The organism is Enterococcus sp. DIV1314a (assembly GCF_051713805.1).
Lineage (GTDB): Bacteria > Bacillota > Bacilli > Lactobacillales > Enterococcaceae > Enterococcus_I > Enterococcus_I aquimarinus.
Genome location: NZ_JBIOQP010000001.1, coordinates 388,625 through 414,421, shown reverse-complemented (window position 1 = coordinate 414,421; position 25,797 = coordinate 388,625). Strand labels below are relative to the sequence as shown.

Here is a 25,797-nt window from a genome sequence, read left to right as displayed (position 1 = left end):
ATGAAAATTGGAATTATTGGCGCGATGGCTCAAGAAGTGACGTTATTGCGAGAACATTTAGAAAACCAAACCACGTGGCAAAAAGCAGGAGCGACATTTTACCAAGGAACAATCGGGAAGCATGAAGTCATCGTCGTACAGTCTGGAATTGGGAAAGTATTAGCTTCGATTACAACAAGCTTGTTGATTCAACAATACGGTGTAGCATTAGTGATTAACACCGGTTCTGCAGGAGGAATTGGTGCTGGTCTAGCGGTGGGAGATCTCGTGATTGCGGATAAATTAGCGTATCATGACGTCGATGCAACCGTTTTTGGGTACCAATATGGCCAAGTCCCAGGTGGCATGCCTCTATATTATGAAACGGATCACGCCTTTGCTACTTTGATGAGTCAAGCAGCCAAAGAAACCAAGCATCAAGTGAAATCGGGCTTAATTGTCACAGGTGATAGTTTTATTGCCGATCCAACAACATTAGCCACGATTTTAAGTCATTTCCCAGAAGCATTAGCATGTGAAATGGAAGGCGCAGCGATTGCCCAAACCGCCTTTCAATTTGATGTCCCTTGTCTCGTTGTCCGGGCGATGAGTGATACTGCCGATCATGATGCCACCGTTAGTTTTGATGAATTTATCGAGTTGGCAGGGAAACGTTCAGCCGAAATGGTGTTACATTTTATCAACTTATGTGAATAGGAGTGGGAAAATGAAAGCTTTACTATCGATTGATTATACGTGGGATTTTGTTGCAACAAAAGGTGCCTTAACAACTGCAGAAGAAGGTCAAAAAATTGAAACAGCCCTTGTTCAAGTTACGAAAGAATTTATTGAAGCCGGTGATTTCGTCGTTTTTGCCATTGATCGACATGAAAAAGAAGATGCGTTCCATCCTGAAAACAAGCTATTTCCTCCGCATAATTTAGCGGGAACAACGGGTCGCGAACTTTTTGGTTCATTAGCGCCTCTTTATGAGCAATACAAAGAAAAAACGAATGTCTACTGGATTGACAAGCGTCATTACTCAGCATTTAGTGGTACCGACTTAGATATTCGCTTAAGAGAACGTCACATTACGGACCTGTACTTGACAGGTGTTTGTACCGATATTTGTGTCTTGCACACCGCCATTGATGCGTATAATTTAGGATATCGTCTGTTTATTGTTGAGAACAGTGTCGCAAGTTTTGATCCCGTCGGTCATGAGTGGGCTTTACGACACTTTAGCGGAGCGTTAGGCGCAACGATTGTGTAAAGGAGCGAAAAAAATGGAAAAAGAGATTTGGCACGGCTTACCCGAAGAACGATTTAAAGCATATCGCAATTGGCGCACGCCAAGAGGCTATTTATGCGGGACGTATGCAGCGAGTGTTCTCTTGGCTTATTATCAAGACTATGTTGATGAGCAGATGATTCCAAGTTTTATTCGTCAAAAAAAGGCAACAGATGGGGCAACACTTGCCGCTTTCTTGCAATTGTTTATTCAACGATATGGCATGCCGACGATTGCTTTTCAAGTAGCGCATGGCGTCTCGAGTTTTTTAGGACGTTATCAGCAAAATGTTCGGGCAAGAGCGACTATGATTGGGGGATGGCAACGAGCGGTTAAGCGGATTGACCAAGGAAAACCTGTGATCATTGGACTAAATAAATTATGTGGTAGTACATACGGTAATCACTGGGTTGTGGCTTATGCCTATAAAGAAACCGCGACGGGCGAACGCTATTTTAAAGTTCATGATAATTGGGGAAGTTATTGTGCGGTGATTCCTGCAAAATGGGTCAACGGGACTGTCTCTTTACCTTGAATTGTAACCACAATTAGTGATAGAATGGCAATGGAGTATGTGACTAAACAACAAACAAGCGGAGGGTCTTATGAGTAATCAATACCAAGATGAGTCAGTCAAAATTTTTAGTTTAAATGGTAATTTGCCATTAGCAGAAAAAATTGCAAGTGCTTTTGGAAAAAAATTAGGTAAATCTCTCGTGAAAACTTTTGCCGATGGTGAGATTTCAATCAACATTGAAGAAAGTGTACGTGGTATCAATACTTATATCATTCAAGCAACGAACGAACCAGTCAACAACGCATACATGGAATTATTAATTATGATCGATGCCATGAAACGTGCGAGTGCTAAAACAGTGAACGTCGTTTTACCGTACTATGCTTATTCTCGTCAAGACCGTACAGCGAAACCTCATGAACCAATTAGTGCCAAATTAATTGCGAACATGCTCGTTGAAGCCGGTGCGACAAGAGTGTTAACGCTCGACTTACACACGGTTCAAGTCCAAGGATTTTTTGATATCCCTGTCGATAATTTATTTACCATGCCTTTATTTGCCCATTATTACAAAGAAAAAGGGATGGAAGGAGATGACTATGTCGTTGTCTCACCGAAAAATAGTGGCGTGCAACGAACACGTAGTTTAGCCGAATATTTAAATACGACATTGGCAATTGTCGATCAAGACGAAGCATTAGAAGAAGGCTACGTCATTGGTAACGTCGTCGGTAAAAAATGTATCATGGTCGATGATATGTTGAATACAGGCCAAACGTTTGCGACAGCTGCTCGTTTATTAATGGAAGCTGGCGCCAAAGAAGTCTATGCTTGTGCTTCTCACGCACTGCTTTCACCACCAGCGAAAAAAACGCTTGAAGAAGCCGCTATCGTTGATATTTGCGTGACAGACTCTTGCTTCACAGAAGATGAGCGTCACCCAAGCAATATGACATACATCACTTGTTCAGCGTTAATGGGTGAAGCCATGAAACGCATCCATGAAAACACACCAATGAGCCCACTGTTTCATTTAGAACCAAAAAGTTATATGTAAGATAAGAGGTTATTCATAAAGCGCCTAACTGCGAGTGATAAGGCAAAATCTTTCAAAAGTGTTTTTTACTTTTGGTAAGATTAAGACTTATCACCGAGACACTGCTTGTTTTGTGCCGTTTCAGATTACAGAGGCCATAAAAGAAGCGTCTAGTGACGAGTGATAAGGAAGAATCTTTCAAAAGTGTTTTTTACTTTTGGCAAGATTAGGACTTATCACCGAGACACTGCTTGTTTTGTGCCGTTTCAGATTACAGAGGCCATAAAAGAAGCGTCTAGTGACGAGTGATAAGGCAAAATCTTTCAAAAGTGTTTTTTACTTTTGGCAAGATTAGGACTTATCACCGAGACGCTGCTTGTTTTATGCCGTTTCAACCAATAAAAACGTGACACTTTCGCTAATGAAGGGTCACGTTTTTTCACCATATTTAGTATTTTTAGGAGGAAAATTATGCCTTATTTTGATCATGCTGCAACAACACCGATTCGTCCAGAAGTCATCTCAGAAATGACTACGATTTTGGAACAAGTGTATGGCAATCCTTCCAGTATTCATCGCAATGGACGGACAGCGCACGAAACATTAGAAAAATCCCGACAAACCATTGCCCGTCAGTTGCAAGTCAAAGCGAACGAAATCGTCTTTACTAGCGGAGGAACGGAAGGCGATAACATGGCAATCATTGGAACGGCCTTCGCGCGCCAACACGAAGGAAAACATCTGATTACAACGGATGTCGAACATCCTGCCGTTTTAAATACGATGAACTATTTAGAGAGCCAAGGTTTTGAAGTTACCTACTTACCTGTGAATAAGGTCGGCCAAATTACTCCGCAACAACTGAAAAAAGCGCTCAGAGCAGACACTATTTTAGTCTCTGTGATGTATGCTAATAACGAGACGGGTGTGATTTTTCCCATTGAAGAAATAGGAGAAATATTAGCCGACCATCCGGCAACGTTTCATACAGACGCGGTACAAGTTTATGGGAAAATCCCTTTAAATCCGAAAGCCGCGAATATTGATTTACTAAGCATTTCTGCCCATAAAATTAATGGTCCAAAAGGTGTTGGCTTCTTATACCAAAAAGAAGGCGTAAAATTAGCCAAAATTCTCCATGGTGGATCCCAAGAAGAAAAACGGCGGGCAGGAACTGAAAACTTAGTAGGGATTGTCGGAATGGCTTCGGCAATTGATTTCTTAACGGAAGAACAGCAACAAATCAACTGGGAAGTCTACCAACAGTTTCATACTTATGTATTGGAACGGTTGAACCAAGAAGGCATCCAGTTTGAAGTGAATGGTGATATGGAACATCACCTCCCTCATATTTTAAATTTGCGCTTCTTTGGTGTTCCAAGTAACTTACTCTTAATGCACCTTGATTTACAAGGAATCGCCATTTCAACCGGATCGGCATGTAGTGCAGGCGATGTCGAGCCGTCGCATGTATTAGAAGCGATGTATGGCAAGGATCATCAAAGCCTAAAAGAGTCTATCCGGATAAGCTTTGGTTATCGCAATACGCAAGACGAAGTTGTGATGCTAACAGATACCTTGATTGCAACGGTAAAACGGTTGAAAAAAGATTCAAGCGAGTAAACCATTAGTGAAATAAATTGATTCGAAGAGACTAGTAAAAAGCAACAGAAACTCTTATAATTAAGGAAAGAGAATAAAAGAGGTGGAAAAATGGCATTTCAGCAAAAAGCAACAGTATTAGGGTCAGATGTATTTTATCGGATTGCGCCCCAAGCAAAGCGTTATACGTTACGGGATAATGGTTTTACAGAAACAAACGGAGGCAATTTCCAACTAATTCGTCCATTAGAAGCAACACCCCAAAGTAAAGAAGGCTTTAAATTAAAAATTACCGTGGATGCAGATATTAAAACGTTAAAAATGTCGATTACGACCGCGAATGGCTTAAAAGCAGTGAATCTATTTAAAGGCACCCAACATGAGATGCTCCAAGAGAAATTTTATTTCTTAATGGATGGTTTCATTAGCCGCGGCTTATTTGAAAAAGCAGAATAATTAGTTGAAAACTTGAGACAGTTAGGAGAAATTCTTTGTTTCAAGTTTTTTATTGATTTTAAAGGAGTTTAAGATGATTTATAAAATTGCGGTTTGTGATGATCAAGTGATTGATTAAAGAGGCAACCATGAAACTCTTATCGCAAAAAAAGAGGGAAAGTATGCAGAGTTATGGAATGCGCAGTCGCAATACTATCAATAGTTTTAAAATGTCTCTCTTATATGTTAGAGGGACATTTTTTAAATCATATATGTAAAGTTCACTTGACGTAAAGTTTACTTTACTATAAAGTTGGAGTATAGGAGTGGATGAGTTGAAAAATAAGTTGAAGGAATACCGACAAGAATCTGGTTTTTCTCAAGATAAATTAGCAGAAAAACTAGGCGTCTCTAGACAAACGATTATATCTATTGAAAAAGGACGTTACAATCCCTCATTACCTTTGGCGATGATATTAGCTGAATTATTTGAAACAACTGTTGAGAAACTATTTTTTTTAGAAGCAGAAGATTATAAGAAAATTTAATCATATTGGAGTGAATGAAATGAATCTAAGAATAGGTTATTTAATTATAGGAGTATTCTTATTATTTGAAAGTATTTATTTGTTTATGAGTGGCAACCTGAACTTCCCAATGTTGATTCTTATTTTTTCGGGTGCCGTTGTTAATTTATCTTTATTTTATTTACAACCACAATTTTATCAGAAAGATGAAAGAATCCGAATTATTCGTGAAAAGAGTGTGTTCTATTCTTATTTTTCCTTACTCTTTTACTTGTTTGTTCTCCTTCTTTTACTCTATTTTAATATCATCTCTTTGACTGCGATTAGTACTGTGATACTCATTGCAGGATTAACAATTATAACTGTTTTTCTATCAATGGTCATACTCTCTTTTGTTTTCTAATCAGCAATTAAGTCAAAGGCTAATATTTTCTAAAAAAAAGTAGATTCTCGTGAAATTTTCATGAACTTCTTGTATAATGGCAAGTACTGAAAAAGTTGCGACCTTCAAATCGTAGAAATTCAGAATTTAGATTGAAATGATGGTGATATTCATGACAGACAACAGTAACACACGTGTCGTTGTCGGCATGAGTGGCGGGGTGGACTCGTCAGTAACAGCGCTTTTGTTAAAAGAACAAGGCTATGATGTGATTGGTATCTTTATGAAAAATTGGGATGATACCGATGAAAATGGCGTTTGTACGGCAACAGAAGATTACAAAGATGTAGCGAAAGTTGCTGCACAAATTGGAGTGCCGTATTATTCGGTCAATTTTGAGAAGGAATATTGGGATCGTGTCTTTGAATATTTCTTAGCAGAATACCGTGCTGGCCGGACGCCAAATCCAGATGTCATGTGTAATAAGGAAATTAAATTCAAAGCCTTTTTAGACTATGCAATGGATCTTGGGGCAGATTACGTGGCGACAGGCCATTATGCCCAAGCGGTCAAAGATGAAAATGGTGTGGTTCAAATGTTACGTGGGGTCGATAATAATAAAGACCAAACATACTTTTTGAGTCAACTATCTCAAGAACAGTTACAAAAAACCATGTTCCCATTAGGTGGAATGGAGAAATCAGAAGTCCGTCGATTAGCAGAAGCTGCTGACTTAGCGACGGCGAAGAAAAAAGATTCAACCGGTGTTTGTTTCATTGGTGAAAAAAACTTCAAACAATTTTTAGGCCAATATTTACCTGCGCAAGGTGGTAAAATGGTGACGCTTGACGGCGAAGTGAAAGGCAATCATGATGGCTTAATGTATTATACAATCGGTCAACGTCAAGGACTCGGAATTGGTGGGGGCGGCGCTAGCCAAGAACCATGGTTTGTAATTGGCAAAGATTTAGCGACCAATACGCTTTATGTGGGACAAGGATTTAACCACCCACAATTATTTGCCGATAAATTAACGGCGAGTGTGATTCATTTTACAACGAATGAAGCAAAACCAAAAGAGTTTCGTTGTACCGCAAAATTCCGTTATCGCCAACAAGATGTTCCCGTAACGGTGCGACTCTTAGGGGATGATCAAGCGGAAGTTATTTTTGATACCCCAGCTAGAGCCGTTACTCCAGGACAAGCAGTTGTCTTTTATGATGGCATGACTTGTTTGGGTGGCGGTTTGATTGACCAAGCCTACCAAGGTGATACGATTTTACCGTATATCTAATCCGCGTTTGCTTCTTGAATCTAAGCCTTTTTCTTCACAAGCAAAAACATTGAAACATTTCATAAAACTGACTACTATAGCTTTAATATCAAAGAAAAAGTACGAGGTGTGAAAAATGTATCAGGTCCTAACGTTATATGGAGAAAATGAGCCATGGTGGTTTTTTGAAGGTTGGCAAGATGAAATTCGCGGACTAAAACAATTTGACACTTTGGAAGAAGCAAAAGAAGAATATGCCAAACAATGGCTTGAACTGCGCGAAAAGTATGAGCATGTTCACGTGAAGCCCAATTTCCTAACGGCTTTTTGGAATGACGGAGAAGAATACTGGTGTGAAGAATGTGTCGAAGGGCTCCAATTATATCTCGGTTTAGCCTTACTACAGGAGTATCATCCCGTGACCATTGAAGTCGATCGTACTTTTTATCAAAATATTCTCAATGATAAAGAAAAAGCGAAGATCTGTCAGCGTAAATAAAAAATGATTTTGACGAAAAGAAACTGTTGCTTATAATAGAGTAAGTAACAGTTTTTTTGTCTGTCGCGAGAAAAACGATTCTCGCCGGATTTAGTAAAGGAGAAATGATGAATAAAAAACTAGTATTAACCGAAAAACCGAGCGTTGCCAAGGATTTCGCCAAAGTTTTAGGGGCGAGTCCAAAAGGGAAAGATTATTTCGAAAGTGATCAGTACGTCATTACATGGGCTTATGGTCATCTATTATCCTTAAAATTGCCAGAAGATATCAATCAAGAATGGAAAACATGGAATTTAGAAACCCTACCAATGATTCCTAAAAACATTGGCTTAAAACCACTACCCAAAACCCATCGTCAATTAAAAGTCATCGGTGATTTGGTTAAACGTCCTGATGTGAAAGGGATTGTCATTGCGACGGATAGTGGACGAGAAGGAGAAGCAGTTGGACGTTTTGTTTTTGAATGGTTAAAAACAACGAAACCAATGGAGCGTCTTTGGATTTCTTCGCAAACAAAACAAGCAGTTCAACAAGGCTTTCGTCAGTTAAAACCGGCCAAGGACTTTGACAATTTGTATCAATCGGCCATGGCTCGCGGCAAAGCGGACTGGTTAATCGGCTTGAATGTAACGCGTGCGTTGACTGTCAAATATCAAGATAGTCTATCTGCCGGTCGGGTACAAACACCGACATTGAGTTTAGTCAATCAAGCCCAAGAAAAAGCAGAGAAATTTATCCCAACTACCTATTTCTCAATTGATTTGCTTTACGGAGCGCATAAAGGACGGTTGCAATTAAAAAATCCGCAACAATTTAGTGAACGAAAACAAGCAGAAAATTTGGTCAAAACGTTAAGTGGAACATTAGGGCAAGTCACTAAGGTTGAAACGAAGGAAAAAAGTTTAAATCAGCCACTACCGTATGATCTAACTGAGTTGCAACGAGTGGCCAATCAACTGTACCAGTATTCTGCGAAGAAAACCTTGTCTTTGGTACAAAGTCTCTATGAGAGTCATAAAGCAGTGAGTTATCCTCGAACGGATTCCAAGTACTTACCAAAAGACATCGCTAGTACGATGAAAGATCGCTTACATGCGGTGGCGGGATTTGATCCAAAAGCCAAGGAATATTTGAAAACAGGCAGTCAAGTCAAGTTAACGAGTGTGTTTAACGATAGTAAAGTAACCGATCACTATGCCTTGATTCCAACAGAGGAAAGTCCAAGAGTCGATCGAATGAGCAGTGATGAAGTGAAGATTTATCGCTTAATTGTCGAACGGTTCTTAGGATTATTTGCGGATAAACACGTCACGCAAACCGTCAAAGCAACGGTTGATTTTGCAGGAAATCACTTTGTCTTCCGTCAAGAACAAGTGCTACAAGCAGGTTGGAAAACAAGTGAAGGTAAAGCCGCTGAAATAGTCGATTGGCAAAAACTGAAGACGATCAAGGGGAATTTCCAAGTCAATCAAGAGTTAACATCGCCGCCAAAACTCGCAACAGAAGGTAGTTTGCTGGCACAGATGGAAAAATATTCGTTGGGGACACCCGCGACCCGTGCTGAAATTATTGAAAAATTGATTAAGTCTGAATTGATGGAACGCCGGGCAAACGTCTTAGCGGTAACCCCTAAAGGTAAACAGTTATTAACGTTAGTCAACTCGGCATTGGTCACGCCAGAGTTAACGGAAAAATGGGAAAAAGATTTAGAAGCCATTGCCAAAGGACAAAAATCGGCGCAAGTATTTTTAAAAGAAATTGAGGCCGATACGAAACGCTTAGTTGCGGAAATTAAAGCATCACAAGAAGCATACAAAGACTTTTCGTTAACCACAAAAGTTTGTCCAGAGTGTGGTGAAGCGCTCCGAGAACGTAAGACAAAAGATGGCGTCATTTATCTTTGCAGTAGTAAAGATTGTAGCTATCGCCGTCGGAAAGACCCGAAAGTCTCCAACCATCGTTGTTCTCAGTGCCATAAGAAAATGGAAATTATTGATGGGAAAAATGGCGCCTTTTTCAAGTGTAAATATTGTGGTATCAGCGAAAAAATGCTCGATAAAAAAGAACAAAAGAAAAAAATGACGAAGCATGAAGAACGTCGCTTAGTGAAGAAATATAGTCAAGAAGAAGAACCAGCAGAAAGTGCGCTAGCCCAAGCATTGAAGGCTGCGTTAAAAGATCAGTAAGCAAAAAAGAAGGACAGAAAAATGTCCTTCTTTTTTGCTAAATACTAGACAGATCGCCAACTCTATAAGACAATGAGCAAGAAGGAATCAATTTGTAAAGGAGGATTTTTAAAATGAATCACTTAACAATGCCAAAAGATTTTTTATGGGGAAGCGCTTCGGCCGCTTACCAAATTGAAGGTGCTCATCAGCTCGATGGCAAAGGCGTCTCTAACTGGGATGAGTTCGTCAAAATTCCGGGGAAAACGTATCAAGAAACAACGGGTGAAATCGCAGTCGATCATTATCATCGTTTTAAAGAAGATATCGCATTAATGGCTGAAATGGGGTTAAAAACGTACCGCTTTTCGATTGCATGGACGCGAATTTTCCCCGAAGGTCGCGGTGCCGTGAATCAAATGGGTGTCGATTTTTACGAAGCAATCATTGATGAATGTTTAAAATATAACATTGAGCCAATGGTTACCTTATACCACTGGGACTTACCACAAGCGTTAGAAGACGCGTACGGAGGATGGGAAAGTCCTGAAGCCATTGCGGATTACGTGAATTATGCGACGTACTTGTTCCAAGCGTATAAAGGGAAAGTTAAGTATTGGATTACGATCAATGAACAAAATATTTTTACGGGTTTTGGTTGGATGACGGCCATGCATCCACCAGGAAAATTTAATGAAGAAAAAACCTATTATCAAGTGAATCATCATGTCTTTTTAGCGCATGCCAAAGCCGTCATCGCCTTTAAAGAAATCATGCCGGAAGGGAAAATTGGAGCCAGTTTTGCCTATAGTCCAAGTTATGCACTCGATTGTCGACCAATTAACGGGATGGCAAAACTAGATCATGATAACTTAAAGAGTTACTGGTGGATGGACGTTTATGCCTATGGTCGTTATCCAAGAACTGCGATGCGGTATTTAGAAAAACAGGGAGTAGCGCCCACTGTCACAGATGAAGACAAAATGATTTTAAAAGCAGCTGCAAAATTAGTTGATTTTATGGGTGTCAATTACTATCAAACCGCGGTCGTCGAATACAATCCTCTCGATGGTGTAACACCATTTGGCGAATTCAATACTACCGGAAAAAAAGGAACGGGCCAAGTGACAGGATTACCTGGTGTGTATAAAAATCCAAGCAATCCTTATTTAGAAACGACGGATTGGGACTGGGTGATTGATCCATCGGGGTTACGTTTCGCCTGTAAAGAAATTACGAGTCGTTATGATTTACCGATTATTATTTCGGAAAATGGCTTAGGAGCTTTTGATAAAAAGACCGAAGATAATCAAATTCATGATGATTATCGCATCGCATTTATCAATGCTCATGTCAAAGAACTCATGATTGCGGTGGATGAAGGATGTGAAATTTGGGGTTATTGTACCTGGTCCTTTACGGATTTACTTAGTTGGTTAAATGGTTACCAAAAACGTTACGGTTTTGTTTATGTGGACCGTGATGAAGCTGGTGGAAGTTTGAACCGTTATAAAAAAGATAGTTTTTATTGGTATCAAGAAGTAATTGCAACGGATGGTGCTACCATCGATTAAATAAATAGAAAAAATCCCAATTCAGCACCTCAAAATCGAGGTGTTGAGGTGGAATTTTTGCACTTGTGTTTAATCCTGACGATCCACGATTTCTGCCCCAAAAGGCATTAAAGCTAAACGAGCCAATTTAAAGGATTGTTTGGCAAATGGAATACCGATAATCGTAATCGCCAGTAAAATGCCACCGATGAAATGCTCTAAGGCAAGAATCCATCCACTAAAAACGAGCCAAATCACATTGAGTAAAAAAGAACTCGTAGAAGGATGATACACAATTTCTTTCCCAAAAGGCCAAAGACTCAGTGCGGCAAATTTAAAACACTGGATCCCAACAGGAATACCGATAATAGTCAAACACCACAAGATACCGGTAGCAAACCAAGAGACTGCCATTACAAAACCACCTAAAATAAACCAAAGAATATTCCCTAATAAACGCATGCGTTTTCCTCCTAAATAAACGAATCAATCCCTGCCTTTAGTTTAACTGAAAAGTCTAGAAAGAGAAAGAGTTGCAGTGCTTGCACACTGCAACTCTTTCTCAGGGGGGATACAAATAAGGAAAATATATAGATAACATTTTGATACCCGAGGGGGCAAATCCAAGTAGTATCAAAAGTGAACTATCAAGCTTAAGGTAATTTGATAACGTCTTCTGTTACTTTATCAAAGAATTGCGCTTTGTTGATATTGAATGATAAATCAACCATATCGCCAGGTCTATGAACGTCACGAGCATCCACTTTAGAGATGAACTCAGTCGTACCAATCTTTGTATAAAGCATTGTTTCAGCACCTAGTAATTCAGATACCACGATTTCAGCATTAACAGTTGATTCTGGTGATGCGTCTAAGATAATTTGTTCAGTATGGATATCTTCTGGACGAATACCGAAGATTAATTCCTTTCCTTCGTATCCTTTTTCAACTAGGACTTTATTGCGTCCTTCAGGAATACGTAATTCTAAACCATGACCATCTGTAATCACACCTTTGTTTAATGTTACATTGAAGAAGTTCATTGCAGGTGATCCGATGAAACCAGCAACGAAGACATTTTTCGGATTGTTATAAACGTCTTTAGGAGATCCGATTTGTTGAACGAAACCATCTTTCATAATAACAATACGGTCTGCCATTGTCATCGCTTCCGTTTGGTCATGGGTAACGTAAATCGTTGTTGTTTCTAAGCGACGGTGTAATTTTGCAATTTCCGCACGCATGGCAACACGTAATTTTGCATCTAAGTTTGATAACGGCTCATCCATTAAGAAGACTTTCGCGTCACGAACGATCGCACGTCCTAGAGCAACACGTTGACGTTGTCCACCAGATAAAGCAGCTGGTTTACGGTCTAATAATTCTGTTAATCCTAAAATTTCAGCAGCGTTGTTTACACGTGTTGCAATTTCAGCTTTATCATATTTACGTAATTTTAACCCGAATGCCATGTTATCATAAACAGTCATATGTGGGTATAACGCGTAGTTTTGGAAAACCATGGCGATATCACGATCTTTAGGAGCAACATCGTTTACCACTTTTCCACCGATAGACAATTCTCCTTCAGAGATATCTTCTAATCCAGCAATCATACGAAGTGTTGTTGATTTACCACAACCAGAAGGTCCTACGAAGACGATGAATTCGCGATCGGCTACGTCTAGATTAAAGTCAGTTACGGAATAAAAATCATTTCCGTCGTATTTTTTATGTATGTGTTTTAAGGCCATTTCTACCATAATGTTTTTCCTTCTTTCGATAAGTTATTTACATCCTTACTATAAATGAAAACGGTTTACTTCTGCAATGGAAACGTGCACAAAAAATGACTCATTTCTTGTGCATGTTGTTAAAAAATAGTTTTAAAGGCTGAAATTAGGAGATAGCAAAGGAATAAATCATCCATATTTTTCAGATTGCAATGGGTGACTTGTTGAAATTTATCTAACTTATATTGTAGTGTATTGCGATGCATGAATAAATCTTTTGCTGTAGAGCTGACATTTCCTTGGTTTTTCCAAAGGTTGGTGATAATTTCGCTTAAGTCTTCTTCGCCAAACCAATGATAATAGAGCGTTCGCATTAAATAACTGTCCTTAATCGCATTTTCCATAAAATAGGAGAGACAAGCAGAAGCAAGATTGTAACATTTACCTTCTCTGGCAATCGTTAATTCGTGGCTAAAGAGTTGTTCTTCTTCTTTTAATAAACGGGTGAAGTCTTCGGTATACGGATAAAACGAACCGACAAACACGCGCGTATACGTATTAAAGTCACCATCTAATGCTAAGAAAACACCAGCGAGATCATTTAATGTCAACGCTTCTTCATGGTAGGCTTCAATCAGAACGGCATACGATTTGGTAATAAAAAAGTAATCGACGAGTTGCGGTAAAATATGCGTGAGCTCGGTGTTCCAAGCTTCAGCAGAGGCCTCATCGAGTTGACTAAATTCGACTTGAATCAAGCGATAAGAGCCTTCTTCAACCGGTGGTGTTAAGTGTTCAAATAATGCGTCATACCATGGATGTTTTTTGGTTTGATTCACCAGCGGGGCCGGAGCGATAAAAGATTGCAATAATTGAATTTCGGTTTTTGAAAGACCGGCAGTCGGTAACCACAAAAATTGGCGATTGTTTGAAAAAACTAAGTAATTAGGATCCTCTGTCGAAATCGGTTGGAGCACGGCTTGAGGATAGATTTTTTGGATTGTTTGGATATTCATGAATAAAACTCCTCATCTGATTTAGTTAAAAAGCAAGGGGATAATTAGCGTACACCACTTACTCGGATAGATGTTGCATTGTGGTCGAAATAGCTGATGTTTAGAAGTTGTTCTAGTTTTTTTGATCAATGCCACCTAAGTAAAGCAGCAAGCGAAAAATGGATGCACCTTTTTTGAAGGTGTGATCTTCTTTGCTTCATTGTAGCGAAAGAATTCGTTTTTCGATAGTCAAAAAACAGAAAAAAATTAAAGTGAAACAATTGACAATGGTTTAAAAGTAATGTAAAGTATGACTCAACTTAATAAATTAGACATCGAAAAGAACAGTAACTCATTTTTTTACGTTTAGAGAATCTCTGGTTGGTGAAAAGAGATCGTGGGAATGTAGTGAAACACATCTTGGAGTCGGTTTTTTGAATCAAGTAGGAAAATCCGGGAGGCCCGTTATAGCCCCAGTCATTTATTGATGACTTACGAAGATTTACTTCTGTGAAGAGTAAATGAAAAAAGGTGGAACCGCGTCATATACGTCCTTTAGTCCTAGCGACTAAAGGACTTTTTTTATTTCCCTTCGTAAGTGTTACTTGATGACTGAATGAGGTTTTCTTTTGCAAAAAAGAAAACGAAGAAAAGGTGGAACCACGTGTCATACGTCCTTTGGATTTATCCGAGGGGCTTTTTTTGTATAAATTTTTAGGAGGAATCATCATGTCATATTTAATTTCTGTTTTTCCCCAACTGCTTTCAGGGGCTGCCATCACGTTACAATTATTTTCTCTGACGTTGGTCTTTTCGATTCCATTAGGGATTCTCGCAGGCTTTGCTTTAGTCAGTCCCTTTAAACCGTTACGGTGGTTAACACAGGCGTATGTCTGGTTAATGCGTGGGACGCCGCTCTTGCTGCAATTGATTTTTGTCTTTTATGGCTTGCCGTTACTTGGCATTGTTTTTGATCGTTTCGAAGCGGCTCTTTTTGCTTTTGTTCTCAATTACGCTGCCTACTTTGCTGAAATTTTTCGTGGCGGTATTCAATCGATTCCTGTCGGACAATACGAAGCTGCCCAAGTATTACGCTTGACGAAACGTCAAACAATTACGAAAATTATTATTCCCCAAGTCGTTAAAATTACGTTACCGTCTGTCGGCAATGAAGTCATTAGTTTAGTCAAAGATACCTCCTTAATTTATATTTTAGGGTTATCGGATGTGATGCGCATGGGTAAAATCGCAATGGAACGCGACACAACGCTCTTACCTTTATTAGGAGTTGCGATTATCTATTTATTTTTAACCGGTATTTTTACGGTATTACTCAAGAAAATCGAATCGCATTATCAATACTATCGTTAGGAGGAGAGAAGATGTTACAGATTAAAGGTTTATCAAAAGCATTTGGCAACAAACAAGTCATTCGTCAATTGGATTTAGACATTCCAACAGGTAGTATTTTAGCAGTCGTCGGTCCTTCAGGCGGTGGCAAAACCACTTTTTTAAGGATTTTAGCAGGCTTAGAAAAAGCCGATGCGGGTTCTTTTGTCTTAGACGGTAAAGAAATGACGTCCGAAGAGCTAAAAGCTGAGGAACAAATCGTCGGCGTGGTCTTTCAGGATTTTCAATTATTTCCACATCTTAGCGTTTTTGAAAATATTACGTTAGCGCCAAAGCTAGTTTTGAAAGAAGACAAAGCTCTTTATACCAAAAAAGTCGCTGATTTAGCGAAGACGTTAGGGATTAGCGAGTTATTGGATAGTTATCCTTTTCAATTATCGGGTGGGCAAAAACAACGAGTGGCGTTAGCGCGAGCGATGGCGATGTCACCTAAAATTTTGGCCTACGATGAACCCACGAGTGCACTTGACCCAGCGCTAAGACAGCAAGTGGAAGACATGATTTTAAGTTTGAAAAAAGAAGGGGTCACACAAATTGTGGTAACCCATGATTTGACGTTTGCTAAAAATATCGCGGATCACTTATTAGAAGTGAGTCCCATTATTTAATGAATATAATCTTAGGAGGAAAAGAAAATGAAAAAAAATATTGGTCTTGTATTAATGGTAGCAGGGATGGTTTCCTTAGCAGCATGTGGTTCAGAAAGTAACAAGAATGAAGTCGGAAGTGCGGCAAATCAAGCAGAAGTGGTTATCGGCTTAGATGATACGTTTGTTCCAATGGGATTTCGTGACAAAGATGGCGAATTAACAGGATTTGATATTGAATTATCGCAAGCTATTTTTGATTTAACGGATACAAAAGTAACGTATCAACCGATTGATTGGGCCATGAAAGAAGCGGAACTCGATAATGGCACCATTGATATGATTTGGAATGGATACTCTAAAACAACCGAACGTGAAGAGAAAGTGTTGTTTAGCGACACGTATATGGAAAATCTACAGCTCCTTGTAACGCCAAAATCAAGTGGCATTACGGAATTTAGCGCAATGGCCGGTAAAAAATTAGGTGCACAAGAAGGGTCATCAGGTTATAACACTTTCAATAATGAACCGGAAGTCTTAAAAGACATGGTAGACGGCAATGATGCGACACTTTATGCTAGTTTTAATGAAGCGTTCATTGATTTAGAAAATGGTCGGATTGACGGGCTGCTGATTGACCGAGTATATGCCGAATATTACTTAACTTCTACCGGTAAATTAGAGGAATACAATGTCATCGAGAGTACCTTTGATCAAGAAGACTATGCTGTTGGTGTCCGTAAAGACGATCAAGCGTTAGCGGATAAAATTAATGCTGGTCTAAAAGAATTACAAGAAAATGGCACATTTGCTGAAATTTCAATGAAATGGTTCGGCGAAGATGTGACACCAAAGAACTAACAGGACAAGAAAGAGGCGGCTGATCAAACGGCAGTGCCTCTTTCTTTGTATGAACGGAAAGTAAAAAAGGAGTGAGTAAAATGAGTTGGCAAGACAATCGTATCCAAGCAGCAATCAAAGGTACCAATCCGATGTTAATGAAAGAACTAAAGGGTGGCTACCTCGTTTTTGGGGATGTCCAATTTTTACCCGGTTACTGCGTATTGTTACCAAAACGCGAAGTCGCTTCTCTTAATGAGTTAACGCTTGAGGAACGAAGTGCTTTTTTACTGGATATGAGTATTGTAGGGGATAGTCTGTTAGCAAGTACATCTGCGATCCGTATTAATTATGATATTTTAGGTAATACGGATCAATTTCTTCATGCTCATATTTTTCCGCGATATGCTTGGGAAAGTGACGCTCGGCGGAAAATGCCTGTTTGGCTTTATGATGCATCCAATTGGTCCAATCCGGAAACCGCTTATCATGAACATCAACACAGGGCCTTACGCCAACAGATTTTAGCAACATTAAATCAGCATTACTGAAAATTAATGAGAAAGATGAGGAAAACTTTTGTTCCCATCTTTTTTTTTGCTATAATGGGAAAGAGAGAAAGAGGGATGAAATGGCAAAGAAAAAACGTCCGGCAAAAAAACGGAAAACAAAAAAACAACAACTTCAAGAAGAAAAATTAACGTTAATAGGATTAGGTCTGGCATTTATATTATTTGCTTTTGTTGGCCTATTTAAATTAGGATTTTTAGGGAATTTAATTGCCAATGGCTTTCGCGTGATTGGAGGAAATACGTATCCGCTATTAACGATGGCTTTAGCGATTTATGGTGCTTTTTTAGTCATTAAAAATACCAATGCCACTATTCAAAATTTTCGGCGGTTAAGTGGACTACTACTCATGTATCTTGCAGTCTTAATCTTCTTACATAGTCAGTTATTTGGCAAAGTACAACCAGAAGAGTTAACGATTATCCCGACAACTTGGCATCTGTTGTTAAGTGATATCAAAGTGAACCAAGTGACGCAAAATGTCGGAGGCGGAATGATTGGTGCCCTTCTTTATCAAGGGACGCACTTTCTCGTTTCCCAAATTGGGAGTTATGTGATTGCATTCTTTCTATTAATCAGTGGTGGCTTTTTATTTAGTACGATCAAAACGCATGAGTTAATTGAATTTTTAAGTCAGGTCAAAGAAAAAATGAAGAAAATGCTCGCAGGAAATCCTGACAAAAAAGCGTATCGTCAATTACAAAAAGCAGAAAAGAAAGAAGCGAAAAAAGCGGCAAAAGAAGCGAAAAAAGAAGCAGAAAGAGCAGCAATTTTAGCCGAAATTCAGCAGCAACAAGCTAAAAACACCGTGCGACCAAGCGAACCAGAGACCGCACAATCAGAGGAACCAAAAACGACAGTCACGATTGAGCCTGAACAAATGAGTTTCGTGCCAATTGATAGTTTTCAAGAGACCACTCCGCAGACGAAGGCTCAACCAACTACTACGAAAAAAGCTGAAGTACCAGATGAAAGCGATGATCCAGCAGAGTTAGACTTTGAAATTCCGCAAGAAGTGGAAGACGAAGCCTATGAGCTGCCGCCTGCAACGTTGTTAAAAGCTGTCAAAGCGACTGATCAAAGTGGCGAATATAAAAAAATCGAACACAATATTGGAGTGCTCGAACGCACCTTTGCAAGTTTTGGTGTCGATGCCAAAGTCGTCAAAGCGAGTTTGGGTCCTTCGGTGACAAAATTTGAAATCCAACCAGCTGTTGGGGTAAAAGTGAGTAAAATTGTGAATTTAACGGATGATTTAGCTTTAGCATTAGCTGCAAAAGACATTCGAATGGAAGCTCCGATTCCAGGTAAATCGTTGATTGGAATTGAAGTACCAAATGACGCTGTGAGTACGGTTTCGTTTCGCGAAATTATCGAAAACAATCCCGCTCAAAATGATAACTTGTTAGAAGTTCCTTTAGGGCGCGACATTTCAGGACGTGTCCAAACAGCCGATTTAGCCAAAATGCCTCATTTACTGGTGGCTGGATCTACAGGTAGTGGGAAATCCGTTGCCATCAATGGCATCATTACGAGCATTTTAATGCGCGCGAAACCACATGAAGTTAAATTAATGATGGTCGATCCGAAAATGGTGGAGCTAAATGTCTATAACGGCATTCCGCATTTACTTACGCCAGTCGTGACCAATCCACGAAGAGCGGCACAAGCGTTACAAAAAGTCGTGAAAGAAATGGAAGAACGCTACGAAAAATTTGCCGCAGCAGGCGTTCGGAATATTACGGGCTATAATGATATGATTCGGGAACGCAATTTAGAAACGGGTGAAAAACATCCGATCTTACCATTTATTGTCGTCATTGTGGATGAGTTGGCCGACTTAATGATGGTCGCAAGTAACGAAGTGGAAGACGCGATTATTCGCCTCGCACAAATGGCTCGTGCGGCAGGCATTCATATGATTTTAGCCACACAGCGGCCAAGTGTCGATGTCATTACAGGGATTATTAAAGCGAACGTTCCTTCACGAATGGCATTTGCCGTTTCAAGCGGGACGGATTCCCGTACGATTATTGACACCAATGGCGCGGAGAAACTCCTTGGTCGTGGGGACATGCTCTTTTTACCGATGGGTGAAAACAAACCAATCCGGGTACAAGGTGCCTTTATTTCCGACCAAGACGTGGAAGCCATTGTGAAATTTGTGACCGATCAACAAGGAGCGAACTATGTCGAGGAAATGATGGTTACAGAAGAAGAAATCGCCACGGAAAGCGCAACAGCCTTTGCCGATGAACAAGACGAGCTTTATGACCAAGCCCGCGAATTAGTTATCGAAATGCAAACGGCAAGTGTCTCGTTGTTACAACGACGCTTTCGAGTAGGCTATAATCGAGCGGCTCGTTTAGTCGATCAATTAGAAGCAAACGGCATTGTTGGACCTTCAGAAGGCAGCAAGCCACGAAAAGTACTCGTTACAGCAGAAGTGGAAGTAACGGAATTACCTTTTGACGAGTTTGAATAAATAGCGAAATGAAAAAAATCATACGTGTGTGAGCGCTGTGATTTTTTTCATTTCTTTTTCATTTTTACTTAAGCCGGATTGTATTCTAGACGAAATTACGGTATAGTGAAACAGAATATTTGGAAATGAGGAAGAGTATGAAACCTTCAATTTATGGTTTACAAAGAGCAGAGTTAGAAGCATGGTTTTTAGAAAATGATGAGAAGAAATTTCGGGCCAGTCAAGTGTGGGAATGGTTATATCAAAAACGGGTCGCAAGTTTTGATGAGATGACGAATTTATCCAAAGCATTAATTGAAAAATTAGAAGCAGCTTTTATCATTAACCCGTTAAATCAAGTCGTAGTCCAAGAATCAAAAGATGGAACAGTGAAATATTTGTTCCAATTACCGGATAAACATATGATTGAAACGGTCTTAATGCGTCAAGAATACGGTATGTCCGTTTGTGTGACAACCCAAGTAGGCTGTAATATCGGTTGCACGTTTTGTGCGAGTGGTCTTTTGAAAAAAAGCCGTGACTTAACTGCCGGTGAAATTGTGGCCCAAATCATGATGGTTCAACGCTACTTTGATCAACAAGATCAAGGACATCGCGTGTCGCACATTGTTGTGATGGGAATCGGGGAACCGTTTGATAACTATGAGAACTTAATGACTTTCTTACATGTGGTCAACGATGCCAAAGGATTAGCGATTGGTGCACGACACATTACCGTTTCAACAAGTGGATTGGCGCATAAAATTAAGGAATTTGCGGAAAATGGTTTGCAAGTCAACTTAGCGATTTCACTTCATGCACCGAATAATGACGTTCGGACATCGATTATGCGAATTAACCGCAATTTCCCATTAGAAAAATTAATGGCTGCGGTCGATTATTACTTAGAAAAAACCAATCGTCGGATTACTTTTGAATACATTATGCTAAGCAACGTCAATGATCGCGTTGAACACGCGCAACAATTAGCCGACTTACTCAAAGACAAGAAGAAATTAACCTACGTCAACTTGATTCCTTACAATAAAGTGAGCGAACACGATCAATATTCTCGTAGTAGTAAAGCGGATGTTTTAGCATTTTATGATATTTTGAAGAAAAACGGCGTGAATTGTGTCATCCGTAAAGAATTCGGAACAGATATCGATGCGGCATGTGGCCAATTACGAAGCAAACAAATTAAAAAAGAAAAAGCGGTTTAACACCAAAAAAGAAGTCAGATGAGATCTGGCTTCTTTTTTGTTACTGATTTCGGGCTCTTCGGCAAATAGTGTTGATGAGATCTCGCGCTACCCTACGAAAAATCGCCTTGTGGGTGGTGCTGCGAGACCGCTTCGAGCTTGCATCTCTCAGCTCGAAAGCTTCAAACTCTAGGTAAGTGCTAAAGCACAAACCTAGAGTAATTCACATTTTGTCTTTTGACGCAGCTAACACAAGGCATTTTTCTCCGGTCCGCTAGTGTCGTTACTGTTTTTGATGCTTAATTTATCAAAAAAATGAAAGAAATAATCAATGAAAATAGTTTAACGATGTATGCATTAACACTAAAAATAATATACCTCGAAAAATGTTAAAACTGATACGAATGTCCGTCATCAACACTAAAAGTTATACAACCTGATTTCGTTTGGAGGACTGCTATTCGTACCAGTCCACTTTTTTGAAGTGAAAAAATTATGAAAACTCATCAAATAAGATTTCTGATTTTAAGCGATAGACTTTAGACGGGCGACCAATTCCCATGGAACGCACGCCGACTTCTTCTAGAAAACGCAAGAGTGACTTTTTGAAATTCGAGTGATCAATTTCCCGATAATTCACTCCTAAGAATTTCGCAAAAACTTTTCGTGCTTCGGTAATCGTAAAATTCTCACCTAAGACTTGTAAGACTTGTGGTTGGTTTTCCATTTTGTTCATAATCCGTTTAAAGGCTTTTAAAATGATTTCGCTGTGGTCAAACGCGAGACGATCGTCGCTTAACGCTTCTCCAGTGTTTAAATCTAAGAGAATTTCTGTTTCTTGGTCGGTTAAAGCGACCGTTTCGCCCTTACGTTCAAGTGCGAACCAACGAACTTGCTTAGCGTCATCGCCGGCAGTCAACGGTTCTTCACCGATAAAGGCTAAATAACTCACGGTAACGACCCAGCCACGAGGGTCGCGATTCGGTGTGCTAAACGTATGCAGTTGTTCAATATTGCGCGCAGAAATCACGACGCTCGTTTCTTCTTGTGTTTCGCGTAAAACCGATTCTCCCGTGGATTCTTTTGGATTCACAAACCCACCTGGCAAAGCCCATGAATTGCGGTAAGGATTGGTTTTTCGTTGGATTAACGCGACTTTCAGTTGATCTTCTTCTTTGTTATAACACATTAACACCATGTCGACGGTGACTGATGGCTTTTCGTACTGCGGTTGTTCTTGATTTTTATACCAGGCAAGAAATTCTTCTTCACTCGCTTCTTGTTCGTAATAGTGTTTTTCTTGTTCTTTTGAAGTAAATGTCATCACGCTCGCTACCCCTTTTTTCGATAAATACTAGTTCCCATTTTAGCACGCTTCGCACAAGAGCAAAAGCCTAAGAAAGTTTCTTTTTTGATTTCTAAAAAAGAAACTGATGGAAAAATAAAACGAGGCTAAAAAAATATGTTATACTAGCGAGGAATGACTTTCGAAGAGAACAAGGAGGAATATATACTTATGGCTGAAAAAGAAACATTTTATATTACGACGCCAATCTATTACCCAAGTGGAAAATTACATATTGGAAATTCTTATACGACAATTGCGTGTGACGCGGTAGCGCGTTACAAACGTTTGATGGGATTTGATGTTTTTTATTTAACAGGCGTTGATGAACATGGCCAAAAAATTGAACAAAAAGCCGATGAATTAGGCGTGAAACCACAAGAGTATGTCGATCATATGGTCGCAGATATTCAAAAATTATGGCGCACGCTCGATATTAGCTACGACAAATTCATTCGGACGACGGATCAAGCGCATAAAGAAACGGTTCAACGCATCTTCCAACAACTATTAGATCAAGGGGACATTTACCTTGGTGAATACGAAGGTTGGTACTCTGTTTCGGATGAAGAATATTTCACTGAAACACAATTAGCGGAAGTGTATCGCGATGCTGACGGAAAAGTTATTGGTGGTAAAGCGCCAAGTGGACATGAAGTTGAACTCGTAAAAGAAGAATCGTATTTCTTCAAGATGAGTAAATACGCTGACCGACTGCTAGAATATTACGAAACGCATCCAGAATTTATTCAACCAGAATCACGTAAAAACGAAATGGTGAATAACTTTATTAAACCTGGTCTAGAGGACTTGGCCGTTTCACGTACGACGTTCTCATGGGGCGTCCCAATTGAAGCGGATCCAAAACACGTTGTCTACGTTTGGATTGACGCGTTATCGAACTATATTTCTGCATTAGGTTATGGAACGCAAAACGATGAATTATTCCGTAAGTACTGGCCAGCAGATGTTCATATGGTTGGGAAAGAAATTGTACGTTTCCACACGATTTATTGGCCAATTATGTTAATGGCACTTGATTTACCACTACCGAAAAAAGTCTTTGGCCATGGTTGGTTAATGATGAAAGACGGAAAAATGTCCAAATCAAAAGGCAATGTCGTGTATCCTGAAATGTTAGTAGAACGATATGGTCTAGATGCGTTACGTTATTACTTATTACGCGCAGTACCATTTGGTAGCGATGGCGTCTTCACGCCAGAAGATTTTGTTTCGCGGGTTAATTATGATTTAGCCAATGATCTTGGCAACTTACTAAACCGTACAATCGCGATGATTAACAAATATTGTGATGGTGTGGTGCCGACTTATGCGTCAAAAGTAACCGAGTTTGATAGTGAATTATCAACGACGGCAGCGAATGTTATCGGTCGTTATCATCAAGCGATGGAGCGAATGGAATTTAATACCGCGTTATCTGAAATTTGGGTACTCGTTTCGCGTGCGAATAAATACATTGACGAAACAGCACCATGGGTTTTAGCCAAAGATGAAAGCAAAAAAGCGGAGTTAGATAGTGTCATGGTCCATTTAGCTGAGAGTTTACGTATTTCAGCGATTTTATTACAACCGATTATGACGCAAGTGCCGGTTAAAATCTTTAAACAATTAGGATTAAATCCTGAAAATATGAACTTAAAAGGCCTTCATTTCGGTGAGTTTCCTGAAGGGACAAAAGTTGTCGCGAAAGGAACACCAATCTTCCCACGTTTAGAAATCGAAGCGGAAGTTACTTATATTCAGAAAAAAATGGCAGAAGGTAGTCCAAATGCCAAAGAGACCATTAAATGGGATCCAGAAGAGACAGAGCTTGTTTCGGTGAAAGAACAAGAAATCAAATATGAAGATTTTGATAAAGTCGAATTAAAAGTAGCAGAAGTCATTGATTGCCAAAAAGTAAAAGGCGCTGACAAGTTACTGCAATTTCGTTTAGCAGCGGGTGATAACCAAGACCGTCAAATTTTATCTGGTGTAGCAGAATTTTATCCAGATCCAAGTCAATTGATTGGGAAAAAAGTTGTCATTGTGGCGAACTTAAAACCGCGTAAAATGCGTGGCTTAATTAGCCAAGGGATGATCCTTTCAGCGGAAAGCAAAGAAGGAAAATTAAAATTAGTGGAAGCACCAAATGGCATGCCAAATGGTTCTGTGATTGCATAAAAAGCAATCATGACTGGCCTTAACTAAAAATCAAAAAGCAAAAAGTGGGGACCAAATCACTTTTTGCTTTTTTTGTTGTTTGAAAGGAGCGTTCTATTCAACCTGCAACTAAGGTTGTAATCGGTTGTGACTCTCTATTATAATATCGTCAAATACGAGGATTGCTAAAAAATCGCAATAAAGAAGCAATCACAGGAGGCTCTGGCTATCCATTTTAGTACTAATACGTTAAAATTTAGCTAAAGAGAAATCAAAGGGGGAATGGGAAATGGAATTACATTTGAGTTTGGCGGAAATCACGTTGCGCCTACTAATGGCACTCATCATGGGCGGTGTGATTGGGACTGAACGCGAGTACAAAAATCGACCAGCTGGTTTACGGACACACATGCTAGTATGTTTGGGAGCAACTATTATTGCCTTGACTCAAGTTGAAATTGCCACGAATAGTTTACAGCTCGCTCGTGAATTTCCGGAACTCATTCCGGTACTACGAGCGGATCAAACGCGCTTAATTGCCCAGATTGTTAGTGGGGTAGGTTTTTTAGGTGCTGGAACGATTATTGTTTCCAATCGATCGATCAAAGGCTTGACAACAGCGGCTTCAATTTGGACGGTTGCGGGTTTAGGGATTGCGATTGGCATGGGGTACTATCTAATTGCCGTTTGTAGTTTTGTCGGGATTATTTTGTCTTTAACAGTAATTAATCGTTTCATTCGGGTGAATGCGTTGAAAAAAATGGAAATTCGTTATGTCCACCGAGCCGAAACGAAAGAATTTATTATGAATTACTTTGAGGAAAACCAGATAAAGGTTGAAGCCCTTGATTTTGACGTCGAATTTTTTGAAGACTATCGTATCTATACGAACATTTATACTGTAGACTTACCCAAGAAGATGACGTATTCCCAAGTCATGGAAGATTTATCCCGTTATAAAAATATTACAAAAATCCGGATTGTCGACATTTAGTTTCTGAAAATAATGTAAAAACATTGTCAAAACGTTCCGAAGTCTTGTATAATAGAAACTGTAATAATTTTTTGTTCATAGGGGAGTAACTGGCAGCATACAAAAGGCTGTGGCAACATCACCATCCGAAATGAAAGTTTCTGGTGTTGCCTTAATTAGTGAGACTTATGTATGTGTTGCACATACACAAGTCTATTTTTTTTGGCAAAAGGATAGACGTGTGAAGACGAATTCAAAG

The 25,797-nt window shown here is 39.5% G+C and carries 23 protein-coding genes and 1 other annotated feature; of the genes, 19 read left to right on the top strand and 4 right to left on the bottom strand.

Annotated features, from left to right (window positions below):
- The 11 genes from IGI68_RS01985 (at position 1) to IGI68_RS01935 (ending at position 11,280) form a co-directional block, all read left to right on the top strand.
- Positions 1–696, top strand: coding sequence for a 5'-methylthioadenosine/adenosylhomocysteine nucleosidase (locus IGI68_RS01985; protein WP_273230866.1), 696 nt, complete (start codon positions 1–3; stop codon positions 694–696).
- 10 nt (positions 697–706) lie between these two features.
- On the top strand, positions 707–1,252 hold the full coding sequence (locus IGI68_RS01980; RefSeq protein ID WP_273230868.1) for a cysteine hydrolase: 546 nt from the start codon (positions 707–709) through the stop codon (positions 1,250–1,252).
- A 13-nt stretch (positions 1,253–1,265) separates the two neighbouring features.
- Positions 1,266–1,805 (top strand): C39 family peptidase, encoded by a 540-nt coding sequence (locus tag IGI68_RS01975; RefSeq protein ID WP_438729990.1) that lies wholly within the window; start codon positions 1,266–1,268, stop codon positions 1,803–1,805.
- Positions 1,806–1,875: 70 nt separating this feature from the next.
- Positions 1,876–2,844 (top strand): ribose-phosphate diphosphokinase, encoded by a 969-nt coding sequence (locus IGI68_RS01970; RefSeq protein ID WP_273230872.1) that lies wholly within the window; start codon positions 1,876–1,878, stop codon positions 2,842–2,844.
- A gap of 450 nt (positions 2,845–3,294) precedes the next feature.
- Complete coding sequence (locus tag IGI68_RS01965) at positions 3,295–4,446, top strand: cysteine desulfurase family protein (protein WP_438729987.1); 1,152 nt, start codon at positions 3,295–3,297, stop codon at positions 4,444–4,446.
- A gap of 90 nt (positions 4,447–4,536) precedes the next feature.
- Positions 4,537–4,881, top strand: a complete 345-nt coding sequence (locus IGI68_RS01960; RefSeq protein ID WP_071874453.1) for a DUF1831 domain-containing protein — start codon at positions 4,537–4,539, stop codon at positions 4,879–4,881.
- Between the two features lie 305 nt (positions 4,882–5,186).
- Positions 5,187–5,408, top strand: a complete 222-nt coding sequence (locus IGI68_RS01955; protein ID WP_438729983.1) for a helix-turn-helix transcriptional regulator — start codon at positions 5,187–5,189, stop codon at positions 5,406–5,408.
- A gap of 533 nt (positions 5,409–5,941) precedes the next feature.
- Entirely contained in the window at positions 5,942–7,063 is a 1,122-nt protein-coding gene (gene mnmA / locus IGI68_RS01950; protein WP_071874456.1) for a tRNA 2-thiouridine(34) synthase MnmA, read from the top strand.
- A 115-nt stretch (positions 7,064–7,178) separates the two neighbouring features.
- Positions 7,179–7,541, top strand: a complete 363-nt coding sequence (locus tag IGI68_RS01945; protein ID WP_071874457.1) for a DUF1033 family protein — start codon at positions 7,179–7,181, stop codon at positions 7,539–7,541.
- A gap of 104 nt (positions 7,542–7,645) precedes the next feature.
- Positions 7,646–9,727: a DNA topoisomerase 3 gene (locus IGI68_RS01940; protein WP_438729979.1), complete on the top strand. Its 2,082-nt coding sequence runs from the start codon at positions 7,646–7,648 to the stop codon at positions 9,725–9,727.
- 113 nt (positions 9,728–9,840) lie between these two features.
- A complete protein-coding gene (locus IGI68_RS01935; protein ID WP_438729976.1) occupies positions 9,841–11,280 on the top strand; it encodes a glycoside hydrolase family 1 protein in 1,440 nt (479 codons plus the stop codon).
- A 69-nt stretch (positions 11,281–11,349) separates the two neighbouring features.
- Here the strand turns inward: IGI68_RS01935 and IGI68_RS01930 are convergent, their stop codons facing one another.
- From IGI68_RS01930 to IGI68_RS01920, 3 genes are all read right to left on the bottom strand, one after another.
- Positions 11,350–11,721, bottom strand: coding sequence for a YccF domain-containing protein (locus IGI68_RS01930; protein WP_438729973.1), 372 nt, complete (start codon positions 11,719–11,721; stop codon positions 11,350–11,352).
- Between the two features lie 191 nt (positions 11,722–11,912).
- Positions 11,913–13,022 (bottom strand): ABC transporter ATP-binding protein, encoded by a 1,110-nt coding sequence (locus IGI68_RS01925; RefSeq protein ID WP_071874461.1) that lies wholly within the window; start codon positions 13,020–13,022, stop codon positions 11,913–11,915.
- A 110-nt stretch (positions 13,023–13,132) separates the two neighbouring features.
- The gene (locus tag IGI68_RS01920; protein WP_438729969.1) at positions 13,133–14,008 is read right to left on the bottom strand and encodes a helix-turn-helix domain-containing protein; all 876 of its coding nucleotides are present in this window, start codon (positions 14,006–14,008) and stop codon (positions 13,133–13,135) included.
- A gap of 305 nt (positions 14,009–14,313) precedes the next feature.
- Positions 14,314–14,546 (top strand) — a binding site (T-box leader).
- A gap of 170 nt (positions 14,547–14,716) precedes the next feature.
- On the opposite strand from IGI68_RS01920, the gene IGI68_RS01915 reads away from it, so the two are divergent.
- The 6 genes from IGI68_RS01915 to rlmN all read left to right on the top strand — a co-directional run bounded on the left by IGI68_RS01915 (position 14,717) and on the right by rlmN (position 21,081).
- Positions 14,717–15,358: an amino acid ABC transporter permease gene (locus IGI68_RS01915; RefSeq protein ID WP_071874463.1), complete on the top strand. Its 642-nt coding sequence runs from the start codon at positions 14,717–14,719 to the stop codon at positions 15,356–15,358.
- 11 nt (positions 15,359–15,369) lie between these two features.
- Positions 15,370–16,005, top strand: coding sequence for an amino acid ABC transporter ATP-binding protein (locus tag IGI68_RS01910; protein ID WP_071874464.1), 636 nt, complete (start codon positions 15,370–15,372; stop codon positions 16,003–16,005).
- 27 nt (positions 16,006–16,032) lie between these two features.
- On the top strand, positions 16,033–16,845 hold the full coding sequence (locus tag IGI68_RS01905; protein ID WP_438729964.1) for an amino acid ABC transporter substrate-binding protein: 813 nt from the start codon (positions 16,033–16,035) through the stop codon (positions 16,843–16,845).
- Between the two features lie 80 nt (positions 16,846–16,925).
- Complete coding sequence (locus IGI68_RS01900) at positions 16,926–17,375, top strand: HIT family protein (protein WP_438729961.1); 450 nt, start codon at positions 16,926–16,928, stop codon at positions 17,373–17,375.
- Between the two features lie 80 nt (positions 17,376–17,455).
- A complete protein-coding gene (locus IGI68_RS01895) occupies positions 17,456–19,879 on the top strand; it encodes a DNA translocase FtsK (RefSeq protein ID WP_438729958.1) in 2,424 nt (807 codons plus the stop codon).
- Between the two features lie 137 nt (positions 19,880–20,016).
- Entirely contained in the window at positions 20,017–21,081 is a 1,065-nt protein-coding gene (rlmN, locus tag IGI68_RS01890; protein ID WP_438729955.1) for a 23S rRNA (adenine(2503)-C(2))-methyltransferase RlmN, read from the top strand.
- 472 nt (positions 21,082–21,553) lie between these two features.
- Here the strand turns inward: rlmN and IGI68_RS01885 are convergent, their stop codons facing one another.
- On the bottom strand, positions 21,554–22,387 hold the full coding sequence (locus IGI68_RS01885) for an NUDIX domain-containing protein (RefSeq protein ID WP_438729952.1): 834 nt from the start codon (positions 22,385–22,387) through the stop codon (positions 21,554–21,556).
- A 189-nt stretch (positions 22,388–22,576) separates the two neighbouring features.
- On the opposite strand from IGI68_RS01885, the gene metG reads away from it, so the two are divergent.
- The gene (metG, locus tag IGI68_RS01880) at positions 22,577–24,586 is read left to right on the top strand and encodes a methionine--tRNA ligase (RefSeq protein ID WP_071874470.1); all 2,010 of its coding nucleotides are present in this window, start codon (positions 22,577–22,579) and stop codon (positions 24,584–24,586) included.
- A gap of 268 nt (positions 24,587–24,854) precedes the next feature.
- Positions 24,855–25,559, top strand: a complete 705-nt coding sequence (locus tag IGI68_RS01875; RefSeq protein WP_071874471.1) for an MgtC/SapB family protein — start codon at positions 24,855–24,857, stop codon at positions 25,557–25,559.
- Positions 25,560–25,797 lie beyond the last annotated feature (238 nt).